The 23,384-nt window shown below is 38.5% G+C and carries 22 protein-coding genes; 1 reads left to right on the top strand and 21 read right to left on the bottom strand.

Features of this window, described 5'->3' with window-relative positions; translation table 11 throughout:
* Positions 1-23 precede the first annotated feature (23 nt).
* The 11 genes from O9316_RS10235 to O9316_RS10285 form a co-directional block, all read right to left on the bottom strand.
* Complete coding sequence (locus O9316_RS10235) at positions 24-311, bottom strand: hypothetical protein (protein WP_298347160.1); 288 nt, start codon at positions 309-311, stop codon at positions 24-26.
* 117 nt (positions 312-428) lie between these two features.
* Entirely contained in the window at positions 429-785 is a 357-nt protein-coding gene (locus O9316_RS10240; protein ID WP_298347162.1) for a hypothetical protein, read from the bottom strand.
* Positions 786-883: 98 nt separating this feature from the next.
* The gene (locus tag O9316_RS10245; protein ID WP_298347164.1) at positions 884-1,333 is read right to left on the bottom strand and encodes a hypothetical protein; all 450 of its coding nucleotides are present in this window, start codon (positions 1,331-1,333) and stop codon (positions 884-886) included.
* Between the two features lie 321 nt (positions 1,334-1,654).
* Positions 1,655-2,680 (bottom strand): RES domain-containing protein, encoded by a 1,026-nt coding sequence (locus O9316_RS10250; protein WP_298347166.1) that lies wholly within the window; start codon positions 2,678-2,680, stop codon positions 1,655-1,657.
* A gap of 4 nt (positions 2,681-2,684) precedes the next feature.
* Entirely contained in the window at positions 2,685-3,620 is a 936-nt protein-coding gene (locus O9316_RS10255; RefSeq protein ID WP_298347168.1) for a sce7725 family protein, read from the bottom strand.
* A 4-nt stretch (positions 3,621-3,624) separates the two neighbouring features.
* The gene (locus O9316_RS10260) at positions 3,625-4,482 is read right to left on the bottom strand and encodes a sce7726 family protein (protein ID WP_298347170.1); all 858 of its coding nucleotides are present in this window, start codon (positions 4,480-4,482) and stop codon (positions 3,625-3,627) included.
* Positions 4,483-4,929: 447 nt separating this feature from the next.
* Positions 4,930-5,319: a hypothetical protein gene (locus O9316_RS10265; protein WP_298347172.1), complete on the bottom strand. Its 390-nt coding sequence runs from the start codon at positions 5,317-5,319 to the stop codon at positions 4,930-4,932.
* Positions 5,320-5,509: 190 nt separating this feature from the next.
* Positions 5,510-6,709, bottom strand: a complete 1,200-nt coding sequence (locus tag O9316_RS10270; RefSeq protein WP_298347173.1) for a HEPN domain-containing protein — start codon at positions 6,707-6,709, stop codon at positions 5,510-5,512.
* A gap of 1,147 nt (positions 6,710-7,856) precedes the next feature.
* Positions 7,857-8,495: a hypothetical protein gene (locus O9316_RS10275; protein WP_298205675.1), complete on the bottom strand. Its 639-nt coding sequence runs from the start codon at positions 8,493-8,495 to the stop codon at positions 7,857-7,859.
* A 479-nt stretch (positions 8,496-8,974) separates the two neighbouring features.
* On the bottom strand, positions 8,975-10,057 hold the full coding sequence (dinB, locus tag O9316_RS10280; protein ID WP_298205673.1) for a DNA polymerase IV: 1,083 nt from the start codon (positions 10,055-10,057) through the stop codon (positions 8,975-8,977).
* Between the two features lie 3 nt (positions 10,058-10,060).
* Positions 10,061-12,073, bottom strand: a complete 2,013-nt coding sequence (locus O9316_RS10285; protein WP_298205670.1) for a recombinase — start codon at positions 12,071-12,073, stop codon at positions 10,061-10,063.
* Between the two features lie 78 nt (positions 12,074-12,151).
* Between O9316_RS10285 and O9316_RS10290 the strand changes: the two genes are divergently transcribed.
* Positions 12,152-12,619: a CYTH domain-containing protein gene (locus O9316_RS10290; RefSeq protein WP_298205668.1), complete on the top strand. Its 468-nt coding sequence runs from the start codon at positions 12,152-12,154 to the stop codon at positions 12,617-12,619.
* Here O9316_RS10290 and O9316_RS10295 read toward each other — a convergent pair.
* The 10 genes from O9316_RS10295 to O9316_RS10340 form a co-directional block, all read right to left on the bottom strand.
* Positions 12,611-13,117 (bottom strand): septal ring lytic transglycosylase RlpA family protein, encoded by a 507-nt coding sequence (locus O9316_RS10295; protein WP_298205666.1) that lies wholly within the window; start codon positions 13,115-13,117, stop codon positions 12,611-12,613. The genes O9316_RS10290 and O9316_RS10295 overlap by 9 nt on opposite strands.
* A gap of 74 nt (positions 13,118-13,191) precedes the next feature.
* Positions 13,192-13,656, bottom strand: a complete 465-nt coding sequence (locus tag O9316_RS10300) for a hypothetical protein (protein ID WP_298347179.1) — start codon at positions 13,654-13,656, stop codon at positions 13,192-13,194.
* A gap of 57 nt (positions 13,657-13,713) precedes the next feature.
* Positions 13,714-15,357: a glucose-6-phosphate isomerase gene (pgi, locus tag O9316_RS10305; protein ID WP_298205662.1), complete on the bottom strand. Its 1,644-nt coding sequence runs from the start codon at positions 15,355-15,357 to the stop codon at positions 13,714-13,716.
* A gap of 109 nt (positions 15,358-15,466) precedes the next feature.
* Positions 15,467-16,609: a peptidoglycan DD-metalloendopeptidase family protein gene (locus O9316_RS10310; RefSeq protein ID WP_298205660.1), complete on the bottom strand. Its 1,143-nt coding sequence runs from the start codon at positions 16,607-16,609 to the stop codon at positions 15,467-15,469.
* A 92-nt stretch (positions 16,610-16,701) separates the two neighbouring features.
* Positions 16,702-17,634, bottom strand: a complete 933-nt coding sequence (locus tag O9316_RS10315; RefSeq protein WP_298205658.1) for a tryptophan 2,3-dioxygenase family protein — start codon at positions 17,632-17,634, stop codon at positions 16,702-16,704.
* A complete protein-coding gene (locus tag O9316_RS10320) occupies positions 17,631-18,407 on the bottom strand; it encodes a DUF3108 domain-containing protein (RefSeq protein ID WP_298205656.1) in 777 nt (258 codons plus the stop codon). The genes O9316_RS10315 and O9316_RS10320 overlap by 4 nt, the downstream gene beginning before the upstream one ends.
* A 290-nt stretch (positions 18,408-18,697) precedes the next feature.
* Positions 18,698-19,858, bottom strand: a complete 1,161-nt coding sequence (hppD, locus tag O9316_RS10325) for a 4-hydroxyphenylpyruvate dioxygenase (RefSeq protein ID WP_298205654.1) — start codon at positions 19,856-19,858, stop codon at positions 18,698-18,700.
* Between the two features lie 12 nt (positions 19,859-19,870).
* Positions 19,871-20,368, bottom strand: a complete 498-nt coding sequence (locus O9316_RS10330; protein ID WP_298347175.1) for a hypothetical protein — start codon at positions 20,366-20,368, stop codon at positions 19,871-19,873.
* Positions 20,337-21,494, bottom strand: a complete 1,158-nt coding sequence (locus O9316_RS10335; protein ID WP_298205650.1) for a homogentisate 1,2-dioxygenase — start codon at positions 21,492-21,494, stop codon at positions 20,337-20,339. The genes O9316_RS10330 and O9316_RS10335 overlap by 32 nt, the downstream gene beginning before the upstream one ends.
* 179 nt (positions 21,495-21,673) lie before the next feature.
* Entirely contained in the window at positions 21,674-23,314 is a 1,641-nt protein-coding gene (locus O9316_RS10340) for an amino acid permease (protein WP_298205649.1), read from the bottom strand.
* Between the last annotated feature and the right edge of the window lie 70 nt (positions 23,315-23,384).

Raw genomic sequence — 23,384 nt, forward strand, 5'->3', positions numbered from 1 at the left:
GAGACAAGAGCAATATTTTTTATTTACTTAAGCTTATCAAAAGTATCATTCAAAGCGTTTGGATTGTTTACATCCCCAGAATTAGCATCTGAAGAAGTGCTTTTTTGGGTTTGGTGGGGGTGCGCTGTTTTATCTAATAAATTTTGTAATAATGTATTTGTTTTATTTTGATTTTCAATGATTTTATCTATACCAAAAATCCAACGGGTGATATACACCGCAACAACAAAGAGAATAATGTAAATGATAAGTTGGGTAAAAAATGATTCACTTGAAATCTTCATGCTTTGCAAATAGATCGTGTTTTTCATGGAATTGTATTTTTAAATTTAGATTCAGATAACTTCATGGTAACATCAATATGAAGATATGCGTTATTTAAGCTAGAGAATTACAGATGAAAATCATTAAACCCTAAAAAAGTAGTTTTATCTGTTTAACTTAAGCTCTTTAGTAATTGGTTCAATCCCCTCAATATTTACCGTTATCGTTTTAAACCCCTTTGAATAAAACAAATAAGTATATTGCTCTATTAATGTTTTACCCAATTCTTGTTTTTGTTTTTTTGAAGTTTTAATACCTCTCCAATATTTTTCAGAAATAAAAATTTCTACGTCAAAACATTCATTTTTACATTCATAATACATTATATCATTATTACCTAAAGATAAAAAAGTTTGGGAATTTACTTCATTAATATAATTTTTTCTTGTATCAACCTCTTGTGATTGAGCAAAGAAGTTTGAAACACTAAAAAGTAACAAAAAGAAGATTTTTTTTTCCATGTTTTTTTTCATTGTTAAATGTTAAAAGTTCTTCATAGTCTTAGTTCAAGTATTTTCAAATCATTAATTGATAACACTTATACAAAGTGGCATTAAAATTACCATTTATCAGTATCACTGTGAATGTTTTCAATATTACTTAAAATTGAAGGAAGTTTTTTATTAATTATCCGAATCCATTTATTTTTATAACTTCTCATTCCTTCAAGTGGATTACTTCCATTCAAGTCTGTAAGTATAAAATTAGTAATTGTAATTTTGTATTTATTCTCTTTAAAATCAATTTTGACTTTATATTTTATTTCAACAGTGGCAAATCCACCAACTAAATGGTTGGTAAATCCGTAACCATAAATACTGTTTTGTTCAGTTTCTATTCCCGTTAAATTTATTTCTTTGAACCGTTTTTCAAATTTGTTTAATATCAATGAGTCCTGAGTTGAAACAATCTTTGAAAACTCAAAAAAATTATTGGATTCATTGAATAGGAGTTCTTGTGAAAAACAATGAATGCCAAATGTCAAACAAAACAAAACAATATATTTCATTACTTAAATTTATTAGTTGATTTTAAATTAAAACTGGTACATATTGATTACCCAATGATACAAATTTGCAATCAAAGATTACACCCCGTGTTGTATCCATATTAATTCCTTTTATACGTTGATGTTTTTTATTATTTCAGTATTCCTTAATATTTACATATTTTTTTGGTGCGAAAATTATGAACTGTTTTAATTTATATTCATACTCTTAAGTGAATGGATTGACCGAGTCGAAATTTGTATCACACCGTAGTTGGAGATAAAAATTCAAACTTAGCTATGAGCATAGAGCTTCGTCTTTTGGGTAAGTGCTGTTATCGGCTAGTGCTTTAATTCTATACCTTGTAAATTGACAGAATTTATTTTCACTTTCTTTACAGATATGCAAGTCATTAAGTTTTGGTCAAACAGAACTACATTGTTTCCTTTCGGATGTAATGAACTATTAAAACGAATACCAAAAGCACCTGTAAAAACTTTAATGAATTCGCAGATAAATTGCGTAGGTATATATTCTAATTCACTGTCATACCTCCGCATTGGCTTTGATAAATCACTACTAATTTTTTGTCTCAACAATTTAGCTTTTATAGTTTTGTTTATCGAACTTGAATTTGGTTGAAAAAGAGTAGTGTCTTCCGTAAAATCAACTAATTTTATTGATTCCAATTCAGAATTTAATTCAAATGTTCCCACGCTCAACTCATCTAAATAGGATGCTCTAACTTCATATAGAATAGTCTCTGGATTATCACTCAAATATAAAAATGGAATTCCTGATGGATTAGCTCTTCCGCCGCCTGCAAATTCTTTCGGAGGACAAGTCATTTCATCAGGTTTAAATACTACCATACCACTTTGATGATGCAGTCTAGCACGAAATAAAGGTGTTTCTTTACTTAATTTGAATTGTGTGTTAAAAAATCCATCCCAACCGAGTTCTTCTAATCGTTCAATGTTAATTACAAATCTATTTTTCCACTTTAACTCCTCTTTCAGAATTTCCCAATGATTAAAATTTTCTATTATATCATCAGTGTATTCAACATTTATGTTTGATGAAATTATTTCTGTATGTAAGTTTGGAAGAACATAATTAAGAATTTTGTTGGCTGAACCGAGGGAACTAAAAAAACTCCAATTGGATTGAATTTTAGAACTTAATGGCATTCCATTTTCATAAACTTTGAAGTTATCTATTAATTCTTGGAAAAAATCAAATAGCTCAGAAACGTTTAGAAGCGGTTGATTTTTAGATTCGCAAACAACACAGTCTCCAAATTCGGATGATGAAGAAATAAATCCTTTAAGCTCTCTGTCAGAAAAACAATTTACACAAACCTTCATAAAATTATCTATTTCTTAAAAAATTACTTAGAACCAATAAATGATTCTTGATAGATAATTTTTTCACAGTTCCTAACCCGGGATAATGTTGAGTGTCAAAATATGTTTCTAATTCAGTAATTGCTGAATTAGATAGCCCATTCTGCCTACAATAATTTACTGCCTTGGCTGCAGCTTCTGCAAACTTACCTTGAACATTGGCAATTGAGTCATTGGTTTCTGATGTGAAATGTCTAATCCAAATTTCATTTTGAATATTTAAATACGTCAAATGAATTACAACTGCTCTAGGTGTACTACCTCCTTCAACATATTCACTTGGTAAAACAGTATAATCTGAAAACCCTTCAAAACCTTCGGTGGAATAATGAATATGTTCCTCTGAAAACCTATGTTCTGTTACGTCAAGGAAATCGCTGTTTCTATCTTTTTTCTCAAATAAGTCATCAAGTCTAACGAAACCTTTTTGTAAACCTCTTATATACCTATTTAATGACCTATTTCTTCCAGGATCGTTAACTGTAATAAGACTTACTGCCTGTAATTCTGCTATAGATTTAAAATTTGTATCATCTCCTTCAATGTCGTTCTCACATATAAGCATACAATTGGTTAGACCAAATTGCTCAATGCTTTGATTTATATATTCAGCATTATTCCTGTAATGAAATGCTGGCAGAAATACTTCATAATTAAACGTAGCGAGATATTCAATATAAAATTGGCTATCTCCTGCAAGTTCACCGAACTTTGGGTTAACAACTAGATATGCACTTTGACCTTTTTCTTGGAAAACCTTATGTGCTAAATTTAAATTGTTGTGCGTTTCTTTTACAGGTTCTAAAATTGGAACTATGACTCCTTGTGTAGCCCCTTCTGTAGCTAACTCCCTTAAAGCTATTAGTTCAAATTGTCTTGCTCGTAAAAATGGATAGTACATATATTTAAATTTGAATAGTTGTTTTTAATGATTCTATCATTTTATCTTTTGAGTTTCGATTCATTCTAAGAGCTAAAAACAACTGATTAAACTCTTTGTAATATCTAGATGATAAGGCATTGCTTGAGCTTCTTTTTTTCATTGTATAAATGAAAAGCTTATTTAATTCATTTAAAGGAATTTCATTAATTAATTCGCTACAAACTTTATACTGATTAAAGCTTGTCATTTGAGGCAGAGAACCGTAATGTTTTTTAACAATGGATTTATATTCATTTGTGTGCAATATTGACATAATAGTTGAAGGCTCTATTTCAAAATTTGCATTTGCATTACGATAAAGTGAAAATGAATTGTCGCTCTTTGTGTCATATATTATAATTCCAATTGAAGCTTCTTGTTTCTCGTAGATGTTTAACTTTGATTTAGGAATAATTAGATATATCTGATTAAATGCCTTCTCGTAGTTTTGAAGTTGTAAAGTCAATCGGGAATCACTATCAAATTCTGTTTTTATTTCAAAAATTTTTGAGCAACCGTTGAACATAGCTAAATCTGCTATAGAGTTACCAACTCTAAACTCACTAAATATTTGAGAATTTGTCTCACCAAGTTCTTTTATTAGCCAAGTATTTAAGAATTCATTTTTAAAAATGTATTCATTTTGATAATTGTCTGCTAGAATAGAATATATGTATTTTAAATAGTCTAAATAAGTCGAATTTTGGTGTTTCAACCATTTTTCATCATATCTTTCAATTTTATAATTGATAGAAGTGAAGTCCATTTTTAGCCATGAAAGAGCTTCACTCCTTGAAAACAAGGATGAGTAATCTCTTAACTGGTTAATTTGGTATTTCATTATTTTACTAAAATGTATTTGATTCAAAGTTACTATAATCTTGTTTTATTCCTTCTACTTTAGTTGAAATTTTGTCTTTTTGAATTGCACAAACGGTTTCGCTGAATGTTGAAGGAATTTATCGTTACTTTAGCGTCCTAGAGCCAAAGTCGCCAAATCGAAGCAAACTTCCAAACTGTACTTCAGCCCCGCTTAAAATTCGTTTGTTAACTTGAGTTTTTAACTTTTTTTAGCTTCAATTTGTTGTAAAGACAAGATTTTTACAATTGATAAACGCTTTAATTAGCTCGTTTAATTATTATTTATAAAATAAAGAAACCTCATTTACTCAATTTTTCTGTAGCTTGAAAAAAGGTTTAAGTTTTTCATTTTTTAGGCAATATTTTTATAAAAAATGATAGTTACGTACAATTGATGTAGCTATTATTAGCTTTTTCTAAATTGATATTAATATACACCTTCTTTCTCCCTAATAATTCCATTATATGTACCTGATTCATTTCTCTTAATGAGAATCTTGCTGAAATTAGGTTTTCCAACCTGAATTTGGCCATCTGAAAAAACATAGAGATAAACATTTTTGAGAGTTTTCTTCCATATTTCTTTACCTTCCATATCAACAATACTGACTTTTACTTTTTCAATGTCAGAAAAATAATAATCCGGCGATATGGATTTGAAAGTTATCTTAACATTTTCATACTCTTTACCCTCAATATCTATTTTCGAAACATTGCGCATAATTTCAGTATTGGTCATTGGTTTAGCTTTTTCTTGTGAAATAAGGTTTGTATTAATGTTTAAAAACACAAAAATTAGTAAGATTTTAAGTTTCATAATCGATTTAGTTTTCGTCGTTTTTGGTTCTTTTTACTATCTTAGTATAAAATGGAATTACATTTATATATTTGCTAAGTGAATGAAATCGATGCATATATATTCATTCTTTTACATATGTTTAATCTAATAATAGTTGTTGAATTTAGCACTAAACCCGCCATTTTGCCAAAGTACTATTGTGTAAAGTTTATTTTATTATTTCGTTCGTTTCATCAATATTTAATTCACTTATTACAAGGAACAAGTCAAATATTGCCTCGTGAATTTCATTCTCAGTCAGATTTCTACTGTTATGAAAAATATCATTTCTTACAGAGTATAATTCTCTAATTCTCTGGTATGTTTCTCTGTCCATGTAACCTGTTTGCATTAATTTTCTCAAGTCTAATGTAAAAGTTGGTCTTTTATTATTTTCCTCATCATCAATAAACATTTTTGAACTTTCAAATACCCATTTTTCAATTAATCGCCATTTTGAAATAAATTCACCATATAAAACATTGAAATTATTAACTATTTCCTCTTTCAACATTTCACGTGTTGATTTATCAATTTCAATTTTCGACAAACTATCAAAAGCTTGTACTAATTGTGGTCTTATTTCATCACATAAACTTTTAACCTTTTCGTAATCGGTTTTATTGAATGTTTTGTTGTGTGCTACATTGCAGCGTAAATCGTATAAATCATCCCAACTTTTTATAAGTTTTTCTTTCGAAATTGATATATTTGTTGAAAAGTATCTCTCCCAATTTGAGTTTGGAATTAAAACCTTTATATCATCGAGATTAAGTTCGCTTATATCTTTTGCTTCTTTTAGTTTTTTAACCAAGTTTTCTTTATGTACAGGGTAATTTTCACTAAACAAAAAGTTTTTTAACTGAATGAAATCAACATTATGTAAATAAGTCAAATCCTTATTACTTGAATTAATCGAACTTTTTACATCATCGGGAGTTCTATCTTTAATCCAGTCAACACCGACTTTAGTCAACATAAATTTAGTAATCAGTCTCCTCATTACATTTTCTATGTCTGAAATAATCGGATAAGCTAAATTAGAATAATAAATGCTTATTCCGTCATATAGAGTTTGTGGAGTTTTTGTAATTATATGAATTACCGATTTTACTGACTTTAAAAGACTAACATAAATATCAATTTTGTCGATTTCATTATAATTAAAAATTAGGTGAAAATATGTTCTGTTAGTATCTGCTATTTGACCAAATGTCAACTCATAATCTACTGTTATACTTTTATATTTTATTTTATTGTTTTTGACCTCAATATCAGGATTAGATTGCAACAAATGATTAAATGATTTTTCATCATTGCATTTAATTCCTTCGTTATCTATAAAAATTAAGTATTCTAATTTTAGCATATCGTTTTTTTAAATTTCACACAACTAGTTAACACCTCTGAAATCTTCAACCCTACCCAACCCATTGGCCGCATACGTCTAAATTCTAAGGCTTTAATTAATATTATTTCTATTACTTTCAAAAATTCTTCATCACCGCTTCCCATTCGTACAAAACTCCCCCTCCATGTATACCAAATCCCCAAAATCCCCCTCAAAAATCCATTCCTTCAGGGCATCGCCCTAGCAAAGGCATAGATAAAGCATAGCTAAAGCATGGATAAAGTATCACTGTTAAAACCCCAAAAAGGCCATAAATCGATACTATTTCTTACAAAAAAGGGGCTTTTTTGCCGTTTTTGGCCCCTTCAGGCCCAGCTATACCAATTGTCCACGATACACGATTTTGCCCGTGGCCAACCCTGTGCACTAAAATAAAAAATCCATTTCAAATGTCCTTTAGGGTTTTTCCCCTTTTTTCAAAGTATTTTTCCGGAGATGGTCCGGTTTTTTCCCCCAACCTTACAGAAGCAAGAGGAAAGAAGCAAGAAAAAAGACCGCTTTGGAGTTATTTTAAATGTTGAATTTTAAATTATAAATGCGCGTGCTAACACGTCCTCCTTGACTAACGTCTAACGACTTTTAAGTTGAGAAGAAAGAGTAAAGAAGCAAGAGCAAAGAAGTGTTGATTGATGTTGAAACTAATTGCTAATCGCTGATAGCTGACCGCAAAAATGACTTACGACTTACGACTTTTTGACTTACGACTTTCTAACGTCCAACGTCTAATGGCTAACGACTATCAATGTGCCAACCTGCCTGCCGGTAGGAAGGTGTGCCGATGTGGCAATGTGTCGACCTGCCTGCCGGCAGGCAGGTGTGGCAATGAGTCAATGTGGCAATTTGAAAATGTGTTCTAACCAACCAGTTACCCCCGAAGTTTCGGGACTAATCACTAGTCACTAATTACTAATCACTCTAACGTCTAACGTCTAATGTCTAACGACTAATCACTAGTCACTATTCACTAATCACTAATAACCATTCCCCCCGAAGTTTCGGGGCTAGGGGGCTTATCACCATATCTGCTAAGATAATATTTTACGTAAAGAAAGAAGTGCAACCCAAGAAAACCAGCTGAAGTGGGTAAAGGCTGTTAGCGGAGGTTTTAAATTTCCCAGAAATTATCCGTCAAATAGAATACGGTATCAATGAAGTATAATATTTCATTTCTAGTCAAAACATTTTCGTCATGTAAATCTTCTAATATTATTCCCAAATCTGAATTGTAATAATCATTGTTACGCACGTTTTCAAATCCGTTCAATGTTAGAAATGTTTTCACGTTTTCAAGATTTGTATTTGAAGTTATTGAGACATAATTCTGTTTGACAATGGCATATAATATGCTTTCGTCTTTAGTAAATCCAATAAGTTCGTATGCAGTGTCTGGAAAAAAATAATTGTGAAGTAATAAGTTATAAAAGTAATCTTTCCATGAACTGTAATAAATACTATCATTCAATTTTAATACATGCTCACTATCTCTTAAATAGACTTTTTGTTCGGCACCTTCACTAACATATTGAGAAAAATCGATGTCTTTGATCCAAAGATTATGTTCAGAGCTAAAATTTTCTAACCTCTCTGCTTCTTGTTTTTTGCGATGCTTGTCGTTTTCAAGAGTTGGGCTTGCTTTCTGGCCATTGTTAAGGTAACAGGTGATTGATTGGATAATTGTTCCATAGCTAACTTCGCTCTTTCCTGAAAGGACATTGTATATTTCATTTTTTAAATGATTTTGCATTTACAAATATAAACATTGATTTTTACAGTTTTCTACTTAACGTCCGAATTTAAGTCGATGCGCCTGCCTGCCTGCCGGTTTGAAGATTCTCGTCCAAACCCGACTTACGACTTTTCTAACGTCTAACGACTAACGTCTAAAACTACACCACCTCCTTCGGGACTTGTTCGGGACTTGTTCGGAAAAACCCCCGAAAAACGGCATTTTGCCGAACAAGTCCCGAAGAACGTCCGAACAAGGTCCGAAAGAAACGAACACAATGAAGCAAGAGCAAAGACCCCTTTTGGAGTTATTTTAAATGTTGCATTTTAAATTATAAATGAGCGTGCTTACAGGACCTTCTTTTCTAACGTCCAACGACTAATGTCTAGTCACTAATCACTAATCACTAATCACTCTAAAGTCTAACGACTAATGTCTAACGACTCAAAGTGCACCATGCCTGTCTATCCACTCTTGAAGTACCGACAAACCCCGTTCTAAAACGCAAACTTCAACTGCACTACGACCGTTTTTTTGACCTCGGTATTCAAATTGCTGAGTGATATCCCCAACAAGCGCACCGATTCTTTCAGGCGTTCTTGGTACAATAATTCTTTGGCCGTTTCCAATAACAAGCCCTTATCACTAATGAAATAGGGCAAGGTCTTGCTGCGGGTTTGGGTCGTAAAGTCGCTGTATTTGATTTTTAACGTGACCGTTTTGCCTGAAATCGTGTATTTTTTCAACCGCCGTTCCAAGGTTTCGGCAATATGCGTGAGCTTTTCCTCCATAAACAACTCCGAAGTCAAATTCTCCTCAAACGTATGCTCTGCCGCCACCGATTTGGATACCCGATTGGGTTTGACTTCACTGTAATGAATGCCCCGCACGATTTGGTAATAAAAGCCCCCACTTTTGCCAAAATGCTCCTCCAAATAATCCCGCGAACGTGCTTTCAAATCGGCACCCGTAAAGATCCCGTGATGGTACATTTTCTCGGCGGTAACTTTGCCAATCCCATAAAATTTCTTAATATCCAATACCTCCAAAAAGGCTTCCACTTCATCGGGAGGCACCGTTTTTTGTCCGTTGGGCTTGTTGTAATCACTGGCGACTTTGGCGACAAACTTGGTGTTGGAAATCCCTGCCGAAGCCGTCAACCCGATTTCGTCAAAAATACGCTGCCGGATCTCTTGCGCGATTAAGGTGGCACTCGGATTCCCTTTTTTATTTACCGTCACATCCAAATAGGCTTCATCCAACGACAAGGGTTCCACCAAATCGGTATATTCCCGAAAAATAGCCCGTATGCGCTTGGAAATTTCGGTGTAGCGATCAAACCGCGGTCGCACAAAAATCAGGTCCGGACACAACCGTTTGGCCTGTACGCCGCTCATGGCACTGCGCACCCCAAATTTTCGGGCTTCATAACTGGCCGCCGACACCACGCCGCGCACTTCACTTCCGCCCACGGCGATGGGTTTGCCCTTTAACTCCGGGAAATCCATTTGCTCCACCGAGGCATAAAACGCATCCATGTCGATGTGAATTATTTTTCGTTGCCGCCACTCTGTTTCCATAACTTACTCGCGTACTGGGACAAAAAACGCAATCGGTCGTCGCTTAAAATAATTCCACGTGGCCCAAACCAGCAAGCGCAACTCGACCAATGGGATATTACGCGAACGTAAAGCCAGTCCCAAGGAAAGTGAAAAACTTACCATAAAATTTACAAATCCGATAACTCCAATTCCGATAACCGCCCACAAAATCATGGGAACTGCCACTTGAAAATCGGCACCGTACAACCCCAGGGCAAAATTACCTGCCGCAAAAGTGATATGCCGGATATCCAACGCAAGGCCAAAAAATATCCCCAACGAAGCAGTGCTCCCCAAAAAAACCCCAAACCAAGCGTTGGAGGCCACTCCCGGCCAAAAGTCGGTAATCCATTGCGCCAATCGCGTTGTTTTGGCGGTGCCCAACGTTTGCTTCAACACGGGATGTTCTTGGATACGGTAAGCAATCTTATTGTACTTGTTTTTATTGGAAATACTCCCCGAAATGATTCCCGACAAAAAGAGAAAAAAGCCCGCAATGGCTGCATGAAAAACAGCCAGTGAATCAATAGGCGATAAATCGGTCAATAATTTATACGCCTTTTCCTCGGCAATATTGGTCTCCCACAGAAAATCAATGCCCCAAATCAACCCAAAAGCCACCGGAAACGCCATGAGCACATTGCCTAAAAAAGCAATGAATTGCGATCGAAACAACCGGGCAAACAACAACGCAAACGCCTCGTGCTTCTGATCGTCTTTTTGACGCGGTTTTCGCATCCCATTTTCAATCGCCTGAACAATGGTCGCCGCCGTCATCGCAGGCTGTTTCGTAGCTAGCGTAAACCCCGAAAGATAAATCAAGATAAATCCAGCCGCATAATTTAGGCTATATAAAAAGGCGTGACCAAAGGCACTGGCCTCGACTTTGGAAAAAAGCAATTTGAAAATACACAGGAACCCAACAATAAAACCACCGCCCAACGCTGCTTTAAGCATTAAAAAATACTCCGAACGGGTTTCGGTAATATAATGCTCGCCTGTGCGTGCGGTGTGCTGCGTTATTTCGTACGCCAATAGTTGGGTGCTCTCATTAAACAATTGACGGATATTGTTTTTGTGGCAATTGTACCGTATGAGGCGCAACGCCAACAAAATGGTTTGCGATTGGGCATCGGCTACCTTGGGTACCACCAAGTATCCCAACAAAGCCTTAACGCGCTGCAATTGCTGTCGTATGCGCAACAAACTTTGATTGACTTTCAAAGAAATACCAAACTTGCTACTGTTTTGAAAGGCTTTTGCCACATAGGCTTCACATTGTTTTTGCAAGACCAAAATCTGCCGATAATGCATATCATCGGGAGTAATGTAAGGGGCCTCTTGCGCATGAAGTCGATGATGCAAGGCTTCAAATTCGGTTTCCAACGCGAGAAAAGGACTTTCTAAATCGTCGTATTCGGGAACCATCTGTATCACTTGATTCTCCATGGCGCGCCCGCTCATGCGTTGCATTAATAAAGCCATCGCGGTAAGCAATTCCGACAAAGGCGATTGGTCGTCGAGCGAAGTATATATGGGTTGCAGTTGAAGATGCGTAAACAAGGCGCGGTATTCTTCGAGTGGAATTTTGGCCAACCAAATAGGGTCGGTGCTTTTGTAAAACACTTGGTTTAATACAAACTCTAAAGTGTCACCTTCCGGTTGATAGGGTAATAGTTTGGCCCACGCACGCTGTTTGATTTCATACCAAAAATCAGAATCTTTTAAAATCCCAGAATCCGACAACATGCGTGCAAATTTTCGCTTTTGCAGTGTTTTTTGAACGCTATGCGCAATTTGTTGTGCTTTGTCATTTTCTTGGCTTAAAAAGTCTAAAAGCGGGGCAATTGACACGGTATCTGCCTGCTTGGGTTGTGCAGGTCGAAACATGGCCACCAAGGCAACCAAAGAAGCCAAAGAATCTGAAGTATTTTCCGATTGAAAATGGCGTTGATACCAATTGTGTAAAGAAGTCATCGAGGCGGTTTCGTGCATAAATGGCGTGTTTGACGTTACGTAAAGATACAGGTTACGGGGGATTTTTTTCTTAACTTGCTCCTAAATTCGAATACGATGATCGAAATTGAACGTAAATTCCTAGTGCGAAACGAGCAATTCAAAGCCGAAAGTCGGGCCGCTATTCCGATTGCCCAAGGCTACCTCTCTTCTGTTCCTGAACGAACCGTACGGGTGCGCATTAAAGGAAATCAAGGATTTTTAACCATCAAAGGAAAAAGCAGTGCCTCGGGTGCCAGTCGGTTGGAATGGGAAAAGGAGATTACGGTAGCCGAAGCGCAATTGCTTTTGCCGTTGTGTGAAAAAGGAACGATACAAAAAACCCGATACGAAGTGGTATCGGGGCAACATATTATTGAAGTGGATGTTTTTGAGGGTGAAAATGCCGGACTTATACTCGCTGAGATTGAACTGCAATCGGAAAACGAAACCTACCTAAAACCCGAATGGCTAGGCGAAGAAGTGACGCACGATAAACGGTATTACAACGCCTATCTATCGCAACATCCTTTTCAATTATGGTGATTTCTTCTCGACTTCAATCACTTCGAGGGTAACGGTAGCCGAACCGGAATTTCGAGATCCCGAAATCAAGAAAAAAGCGCGTTTAGACAAGTCGATTTCTCGACCACGAGCAAACGGACCTCGATCGGTAATTTCAACAATAACCGTTTTCCCATTGGCTTCATTGGTAACCCGAACCAAGGTCCCCAAAGGTAATTTTTTGTGCGCCGCGGTGAGTTTGTTGCGATCATAGCGCTTCCCACTAGCCGTTTTGCGGCCATGAAAACGATCAGAATAATACGAGGCGTGCGCTTTCTTTTTAAAAAGCTTAAACTTCCCGTTGACTACGGGTAAAGTATCGGTTACAGGGACATCCGTTGGTACTTTTTCTTTCTTGACGGTATCATTTTTTTGCTTTTTTAATTCGGGATTCACCGTATTTTGAGCCAAAAATGAGGTACTAAAGAAAAGACCTATGCCGAGCGTAATCCCGTAAATAAGTATTGATTTTGTGCGCATGTGACTTGTTTTTGGGCGATTCAAGACTTCTATAGCTTAAAATCTTGCCATCGATTACATTCTAAACGGTTGCCTTACAACCAAAGTTTCCAAGGAATACGCGATAAAATCAACACCAATCCCAAGGTATAGAAAATGGCGAATTTTTTAAACTTAACGCCCGATTCCGTGGCTTTTTTGTGGGTTGACCAGCCTACGGTAATCAACACAATCGCTATAATATTGGTCAACGGATGCTCTAAAGACGTTAAACGCGCCTCCGCATTAGACATATCGCCTAACAAGGCTTTTCCTAGGGGAGATATAAAATACAACACCAACCCAACCAACAATTGCACGTGTGAAGCAATCAACGTAAACAATCCGATTTTGCGGTCGCGTGCTGAAAATGCTCTTCCCGAACTAAGGCCCATTACGGCGTTAATCGCGGTGAAAACCAATAAGGCTAAGACAATATAAGCCCACCCAGAGTGGAACTTTTGTATAAATTCGTACTTACATTTTAGTTTTAGTGGATAACAAAAATAGGCAAAAACCATAAAAAAACCGCACCCTCCTTGGAGAATACGGTTATTTATCATGAAATTATACTTCTTTTAGCGGTTCTTTAAGAAATGTTTCAGCAAGAAGGTGGTCGAACTGTCATGGGTTTTTACCTGTTGCGATTCGATTTCATCCAAAATTGAATTGGCCAACTGTTTCCCGAGTTCTACTCCCCATTGATCATAACTGAAAATATTCCACACAACGCCTTGAACAAAAATCTTATGCTCATACAACGCGATTAATTTTCCTAATGAGGCTGGGGTTAACTGCTGAATAAGAAGGGTATTGGTAGGACGGTCACCCGAAAACACTTTAAACGGTTTCAAAAAGGCAGCTTTGTCACCCGAAATCCCTTGTTGTGCAAACTCGGTCAAAACTTGTTCCTCCGTTTTTCCATTGAGCAACGCTTCAGTTTGGGCAAAAAAGTTGGACATCAATTTATCATGATGGTTTTGATCGCCGTGCAAGGCTTTGACAAAACCAATAAAATCGGTTGGAATTAACTTGGTTCCTTGATGAATCAATTGAAAAAAGGCATGCTGCGAATTCGTACCGGGTTCCCCCCAAATGATGGTTCCCGTTTGGTAATTGACCGGATTTCCATCACGACCAATACTTTTCCCGTTGCTCTCCATAATCCCTTGTTGCAAGTAGGAAGCAAGTTTCTGTAAGTATTGGGTATACGGTATCAACGCTTCACTTTCGGCCCCGTAAAAATTATTGTACCAAATGCTCAACAGCGCAAGTACTACCGGAATATTTTGATCGAATGGAGTGGTTCTAAAATGCGTATCCATGGCATGCGCCCCCGATAACAGTTGATCAAAATGCTCGTATCCCACAGCCAAGGCGATAGACAGTCCCACAGCACTCCACAACGAAAAACGACCTCCAACCCAATCCCACATCGGGAAAATATTCTCCGGATGGATTCCAAAAGCCGTTACCCGTTGAATATTGGTGGACACCGCTACAAAATGACGGGCCACATCTTCAGGCTGGGCCGATTGCAAAAACCAATGGCGAATGGTTTCCGAATTGGTGAGGGTTTCTTGTGTGGTAAACGTTTTGGAAACAATTACAAACAAGGTTGTTTCGGGATTGATTTTTTTCAAAACTTCTTGCACATGATCGCCATCCACATTAGACACAAAATGGACGTTCAAGTGGTTTTTGTAAAACTGCAAGGCTTCTACCACCATGGCCGGACCCAAATCAGAGCCTCCAATACCAATATTGACTACATCGGTAATCGATTTTCCCGTATACCCTTTGTGCGTTCCCGATATAATCGCGTCGGCAAAGGTTTTGATGCGCTGTTTGACGGCATAAATTTCGGGTATTACATTTTGACCTTCAACCATAACCGAAGCTGAGGCTGGATTGCGCAATGCCGTATGCAATACCGCTCGTTGTTCCGTTTGGTTGATTAAATCCCCTTCAAAATAAGCGGCAATGGCTTCTTTGAGTTGCACTGCGTCAGCGAGCTCCAACAAATACTGTAGTGTTTCACGGGTAATAGCATTTTTGGAATAATCGACCAAAAAGTCTTCCCATTGAATATGAAATGTATGCGCGCGATCGGGTTGTTCCGCAAACAACGTTTTGATCGATTGCTGCTGCATGAAATCGTAATGCGATTGTAACTTTGCCCAGGCAGCGGTGTGCGTTGGATTAATTGCTTGTAATGCCATAAGAGATTTTTTGCCCGACAAAATTAACTAAAATAATAGGGGAAAAATCGTTAAAGTCTTTCAAAAAAGGGAACGGTAAGGTTAAGAAATCGTTTTCGTTGGAAAAAAATTAACGTCCTTTGAAAACCACTTGGGCCACACTATCCAATTCGCGCTTCAACGGACGCATTTGTTCCTTAAATCGCGGCAAATTCCTTCCTTCCATAGGTTGCGCGTTGGGCAGTTGTATGCGAAGTGGATCGACCTGTACGCCATTTTTCCAAAAACGGTAACACACATGCGGTCCTGTTGCTAAGCCGGTACTGCCCACTTTTCCAATCACATCCCCTTGCTTTACCCGCTGGCCCCGTCGCACCAAGATGCGCGACATGTGAAGGTATTGGGTAGCATAGGTTCGGTCGTGTTTGACTTTGACAAAATTCCCATTTCCGGCGGTGTATCCTGCTTGCTCGACAACCCCCGAAGCGGTCGTCATAATCGGTGTACCGGTGGGAGCCGCGTAATCGGTGCCGTTATGTGCTTTCCAACGCAATTGCACAGGATGGAACCTACTTTTGGAAAAACGCGACGTGATATGAATATACTTCAGCGGCGCTTTGAGGAAGAAATTCTTAAGTGCTTTTCCGTTTTCATCATAATAATCGGTGCGTCCTTTGCGCTCTTGTTGAAAAGGGAAAGCATAGATTTTGTCGCCTTTGTATTCAAAAAAAGCACAGCGCAAACTGTCGACTCCATCATAAATCGTATCGTTAATATAGCGCTCGGTAAAACTAACGGCAAAACGGTCTCCTTTTTTCAGTTTAAAAAAGTCAATCGACCACGCGTATACTTTTAGCAATTTATTGGATAACGAAGGGTCGACTTTCATCCCGCGTAAGGTGGTGGAAAGCGAGCCGTCTAATTTTCCGGCAATTGTGCGAACTTTAAACGTAAGCGGACGTGATTTTTTGTAGCCAACAATGGAATCGGTTAAATCAACCAAATAGTAATCGATTTTGTTGGGTTGGTAAATGAGATACTGTAGTTTGTGGTACTTGTCTTTGGAGCGTAAACAAATGTAGGGTTTCATAAACCGCACAGAAGTAGGAAAAGAATCCTTAACCTTGGCGATAATCTCAGCCGGTTTGCGTCCGTTAAGGTTTTGCTTTTTTAAGATGCGCTCAAAAGTATCTTGGCTACGAATCGTATCAAAATGGACATTAAAATCGTCAAAATTGAACCCGAAATCCACCAAAGGTTTCCGCGGCTCCATGGGTTCAATAACGTATTCCTCTGTTTTTTGGGAACAGGAAAACAAGAGCCAAAAGAACCCAAAAAGAGCTAGTATGTTTAGCGATGCCCTTCTCATTCGCAATCCTCTCCCCAATGTTTTAATTCGGTTTCACTCCACAATTCAGGGAAGAAAATACGACGTTGGTATTTGGGATGCATGTATTTTTTCCAATCACTACCTCCAGTCGCTTCCCCATTCCCTTGTCCGCTTTCAATGTATTTGCGAGCGGCATTGTAATGGCCCATTACCCAAGTGATGTTTACGGTACGGTCATAATGACGCATGGCGGCAATGAGTTCGGGATTTTGCCGATCGGACGCTGGAAGTTGTGAAAACTTTTGCCATAGGTTAATCGTATTGTATTCCTCCATAAACCGAAGGAATTCGGCATCATACTTTTGCTCAAACGCTTGAATCAAGTAATTTTTGGTTCCGGTTCGATGGTCTTTTCCCGCGGCTTGCCAATACAAATGTTCTAAGGCATGACGGTAAGGCGTATTGCGGTCGATAGTTGCTCGAAAACGGTAGTCAATTAAATTGATCAAATCCGTGGATGCAAATTCAATTTTGCGGTATTGCGCACTTTGAAAGCCACTGGCAGGAGTCAAGGTGTTGCGAAACTTCATGTATTGCGCCACTTCCATGCCTTCGCCCATGATGTCAAAAGAGGTAGTTAACATGTCGAAGTAACGACTGATACGACGTAGTTTTTCGGTAAAAAAATCGGTCGTTAAGGTTTGCGCATGGCATACTTGATCGATTTCCCACAACACCATTTTAAACAGTAACTCGTTAACTTGATGGTACATGATGAATACCATTTCGTCGGGGAGTGTAGTGCGTTGAATCTGCAAATTCAAAAGCGCATCGGTTTGAATATAGTCCCAATACGTGATGGGTTTCGCCCACAAAAGGCCTTCAAGATGGGTGTCGGTATTTTGATTTATTTTTTGGAATTTTTCATCCAAGGCATCAATCAAGGTAGGGGTTTGTTCGCTACTCATTTTTTTACTTTAATTTCAAAAGGGTTGGCCAAGCCCTTAAAGGCATCTAAATCCGCTTTTAAGGAACCCACCATCAAACTGGCTTTGATTCGTATCGGCACTTTATTGTCATCCGCCGAAATCCAAACCGTTAAACTTTCTTGTTCCTTAAAAACGCGACCCGTTTGCACCAAAGGTCGGAAAATCATACAAGGAACGGTGCCAAATTTAGTGTCTAAATCCTCACGACCTATAAATTTTAACCGAAACTTTGTGGTTTCGTTGTCAAAAAACATATCCACATTAATGGATTCGCCCACCTTTAGTTTGTCAACATTCGGATGGTTGCGAAGGTAATAAAAGGTAGAGACTATATCTTGCACTTGCTCGGGAGTCTCAAAAACCGCATTGGTATTGTTCTTATAATCTTTGACCAACACCGTATTTTTATCTTGATTGAAAAAACCTTCCTGATTTTTGGTATATCCTCCTTCGTCAATTTTACGCACAAACTGATAGGGTTTCCCTGTGTTTTTATCAAAATACGATTCGTAATTGTCGTCTACTTTAAAAAACCATCGGGACATGCCTGTAGTATATCCTTTGCCGACAGCATGAAACACTTTTTTGTTGTTGCGCGTGGATTCTTTAACTTCCAAGGTAGCATAACCCGCTGTCACTAAACCGTAGTGGATACGAAATTTGAACCATTCGCCCACATCAAAAGCCGAAGGACGCTCCATATCAAAGGAAACGGTAAACAATAAAAGACTGAGCAAAACAAGATTTTTCATAATGATCTGAAATTTATTTACCGCATACAATTACTGTTCCAAATGTAAAAAAACAAAAAAACCCAGCCAAAAGTGACCGGGTTTTTATGCTATTAACCAACCAAAAAACTATAAATTATGAAAAACGTAATTACTTTCAAAAGGAAACTACACCTTTCTTGTTTTCTGAGGTCAAAAGTACAGCCTATTTTTGAATAATCAACAACAGAACGCCTACTTTAACAAATAATTATTAGAAACAACGACACTACAACGTTGTATTTTAACAATTATTCAACATTTTGAGGTTTTTATAGTGTGCCACGTAACGCTTGCTCGCGCTCAATGGATTCAAACAAGGCTTTGAAATTACCTGCACCGAATCCTTTGGCTCCCATACGTTGAATAATTTCAAAAAACAAGGTAGGACGGTCCTCTACGGGTTTGGTGAAAATTTGCAACAAATACCCTTCTTCATCCGCATCGACCAAAATGGATAAGGCTTGCAGGGCTTTGATGTCTTCTTTCATCACCTCCATATGTTTGCCCAAACGCGCGGGGATCTCATCATAATAGGCTTGTGGTGGAGGGGGTAAAAATTCGACCCCACGTGCCCGTAAGCCCGCTACGGTTTGAATGATATCATCGGTAGCGACCGCGATGTGCTGAACCCCTGGTCCTTCGTAAAAATCCAAATATTCTTCAATTTGCGATTTCTTTTTCCCTTCGGCGGGTTCGTTGATGGGGAACTTAATGCGTCCGTTGCCATTGGACATAACTTTACTCATCAACGCGGAGTATTCGGTGTGAATTTGCGAATCATCAAAGGATAGAAAGTTTTCAAATCCCATCACGTCTTCATACCACTTCACCCATTGGTTCATTTCACCCCAACCTACATTTCCTACCATGTGGTCGATGTATTTTAACCCAAGGGGCTCGGGATTGTAATCGGATTTCCAATCCATAAATCCAGGGAGGAAGGTTCCCGAATAGTTTTTACGTTCTACAAAAACATGTACGGTTTCGCCATAGGTGTAAATTCCTGAACGAACAACTTCGCCATGCGCGTCCTTTTCAACGGTAGGTTCCATAAACGAACGGGCGCCGCGTTTCGTGGTTTCTTCCCAAGCGGAACGAGCGTCTTCAACCCATAAAGCGACCACTTTTACGCCGTCACCGTGTTTGCGCAAATGATCGTTAATTGGCGATTCACTTGTTAATGGAGTCGTCAATACCAACCGAATTTTGCCTTGTTGCAATACATAGCTCACCGCATCTCGGGAGCCCGTTTCCAATCCTTTATAGGCCAACGATTGAAACCCAAAGGCTGTTTTGTAAAAATGAGCCGATTGTTTGGCGTTACCTACGTAAAATTCAACGTAATCGGTACCTAACAAGGGTAAAAAGTCTTGGGCCCCTTGAAAGATTTTTTCCAGTCCGTACTCTACGGATTTTATTTCTTTTGCCATAAAAATTAAATGTTAAGGACGCGTTTTAGGAGCGGGTGTGGCTACGGTATCGGTTGAGGGGTGTTTAAATAAGGCATCGTCATATACCGAATCGTGCACTACTGAATCCTTTGCGCGCGTTGTGATTTGTTTGGTTTGTTGTATTAGGTTTTGGTTTGAAAATTTTTCAATGATGTCATAATCCAAAAAGAGGAAAAAGAAAGTGATCAAGAGTGCTAAAATCACATTGATGAGGGCACTAATCATGCAAACTATTTTTCCTACTGAAACGATAGAGCGACTGCCTTCTGAATACTGCTGGGGATCGACGTCATAGAGCCGTAAACTTTTGCCGGCGAGCACCCATCCTACAATAGCTAATCCCAAAGAAAAGGGAATTAAAAAGCCGCAGCAACACACAAAAAAGAGTATAAACAAACTGGTTACTCCCAGTATGAGCACTAACGGATCGGCGGGCAATCTATGATTGTGCATCGTATTATTCAAGCCAAGATTGGTAATATTTTTCATCCGCAATACGCATGGCTTCCTCGGTAACCATCAAGGGTTTGAACGTATCGACCATGACCGCCAATTCAAGCGTTTCTTTTTTCCCAATACTGCGCTCAACAGCCCCTGGATGGGGTCCGTGAGGAATGCCCGCAGGATGTAGCGAAATATGTCCCGCTTCGACATCATTGCGGCTCATAAAATCACCATCGACGTAATACAATACCTCATCAGCATCGATATTGCTGTGGTTATAGGGTGCGGGAATCGACTCGGGATGGTAATCATAGAGGCGAGGCACAAACGAACAGATAACAAAAGCATCGGTTTCAAACGTTTGGTGTACTGGAGGAGGCATATGAATCCGTCCCGTTATGGGTTCAAAATCATGAATCGAGAACGCATACGGGTAATTGAACCCGTCATAGCCCACCACATCAAAGGGATGTGTGGCGTAAATCAATTCAAAAATCTCGTCTTTCTTCTTGATTTTCATCAAAAAATCACCTTTTTCATCATGGGTTTCCAAGGCATACGGACGACGAATATCACGCTCACAAAACGGAGCATGTTCGAGCAACTGACCAAACCAATTGCGGTATTGCTTGGGGGTATATACAGGACGATGGGACTCGACAATAAACAATCGGTTGTCGGGAGTGTCAAAATCCATTTGGTAGATCATTCCTCGGGGAATCACTAAATAATCGCCGTATTTAAAGTCCAAAATTCCCATCATCGTGCGCAGTTTTCCTGAACCTTTGTGGATAAAGATCACTTCGTCGGAATCGGTGTTTTTGTAAAAATAGGTCGTCATCGATGCACGGGGAGCGGCCAACACAATGTGACAATCGCTGTTGGTCAAGACGATTTTGCGGCTTTCCAAGAAATCATCCTCTGGTGTAACTTCAAATCCGCGGAGTCGATAGGATTGAATGTTATTGGCTTTCGCAATTTTGGGAGCAACACTGTATTGCTGGCGAATTTCTTTGACTTGTGTGGGACGGTGTACATGGTACAAATTGGAATACATACCATCAAAGCCGATGGTGCCAAAAAGTTGCTCATAATACAAGTCGCCGTTGGGTTTGCGAAACTGAATGTGTCGCTTGTGCGGAGTGTCTCCTAATTTATGATAAATCGGCATAATTGAACTGTTTGTGGTTAACATTACCCCCGAAAGGGTCGAAAATAAAGGCTACAATTACACGACTCACTCAGGATTTCTCTTGATGAGGTATTTGAGATAGGACCGTAAACCTTTCCAACCGTTCATATGAACAAATATCGTAAAAAATAAAAAGCCACAATACTGTGGCTTTCAATTTATTCTTTTTCTAAGTTGGAATGTCGTTTACTGTATAACAAATAAACCAAAATTCCCAAGGTACCCCAAATGATAAAGGTATACCATGTTTCGGTGCGGACTTGAGTCATCAAGAACAAATTAAATCCAACGCCAAGAGTTCCTACTACGTAAACCGCAGGGGTTTTGTAAGGACGCTCCAATTCTGGTTTTTTCACACGCAATACCATTACGGCCATACATACCATAGCAAAAGCTAAAAGGGTACCCATGGAACACATTTCAGAAACTTTTTCAATAGGCGTTAACGCAGCTACAATGGAAATAATTAATCCGACCAACAACGTACTCTTGTGGGGAGTGAGGTATTTGGGATGTAAATCTTTAAAGAAACCTGGGAGTAAGCCGTCTTTGGACATGCCAAGGAAAATGCGCGTTTGTCCCAACATCATCACCAACATCACCGACATTAATCCGGCGGTAGCGGCAATGGTAATTAAAAATGTGGCCCACGTCAATCCGACACCACTAAAAGCGGAAGCAACAGGAGCCGCCTTGTCCAATTGATCAAAACGAACCATCCCGGTCAAGACCAAGGAGACCAAAATATACAAAATGGTACAAATCACCAACGAGGCGACAATGGCAAAGGGCACATCCTTTTTCGGATTAATCGCTTCTCCGGCTTGGGTTGACACAGCATCAAATCCGATATACGCAAAAAACACAATAGTCGCAGCAGTTAACACCCCCCCAAATCCAAAATTAATTTTTTCAACACCATCCACAATAGTTTTCGTTTCGGCAGGGATAAACGGCACCCAGTTATCGGGATTTATGAAAAACGCACCAGCAATAATAACAAATAGTACAACCGCAATTTTAATAATTACAATAATGTTATTGGTCTTGGCGGCTTCTTTGATTCCTTTTACCAATATAGCGGTAATTACCCATGTGATTAAAAAAGCAGGCAAATTGAAAACAATCCCCGACAAATCAATTGAAGAGTAATGCGCGGCAAATTGCGTGACTCCTTCGCCTGTGGCAAAATTTTGAAAATCTTTAAGCGTAGTCAAGCTCTTAAACGCACTGGCAAATTCGGCATTGGCAAAGTGCTCTTTGATTTGATCAAAAGTGGCTGTAGTATGCGTTGCCAAATACTCTTTGACCGCATCAACCGCTTTGGCATGATTGAGTTTTTCCATAGCCGTTGCTTTATCAGAAAGCAATGAAAGTGGGAGTTTAAGGTGAAATAAACCCAATAATTTGGTGAAATATCCACTCCAAGCCACCGCCACTGTGGTCGCACCCATCATGTATTCTAGGATTAGATTCCATCCGATAAACCAGGCAAAAACCTCACCTATAGTACCGTAGGCGTAGGCATAGGCCGAACCTTCAACAGGCAATACAGAGGCAAACTCGGCATAACACAAAGAGGCAAATAAACAGCCAATCCCGGCAATTACAAAGGATAAAGCTAACGCAGGACCTGCATAATCATGAGCGGCAATTCCGGTTAACGTAAAAATACCCCCTCCAATAATAGCCCCAATTCCCAGTGAGGTGAGTCCCCAACGGGTTAATACGCGGTTGAGTCCGCCTTTTTTCATATCTGCTTCAAAGGCTGAAACAGGTTTTACTCTCCAAATTGACATATAATTTTGTTTTTGGTTATGTTATAGTTTCCAAATATAACGTATTTGTGGAAAAAACAAACTAAGGATT

The sequence above is a fragment of the Flavobacterium sp. genome, assembly GCF_027533505.1.
Lineage (GTDB): Bacteria > Bacteroidota > Bacteroidia > Flavobacteriales > Flavobacteriaceae > Flavobacterium.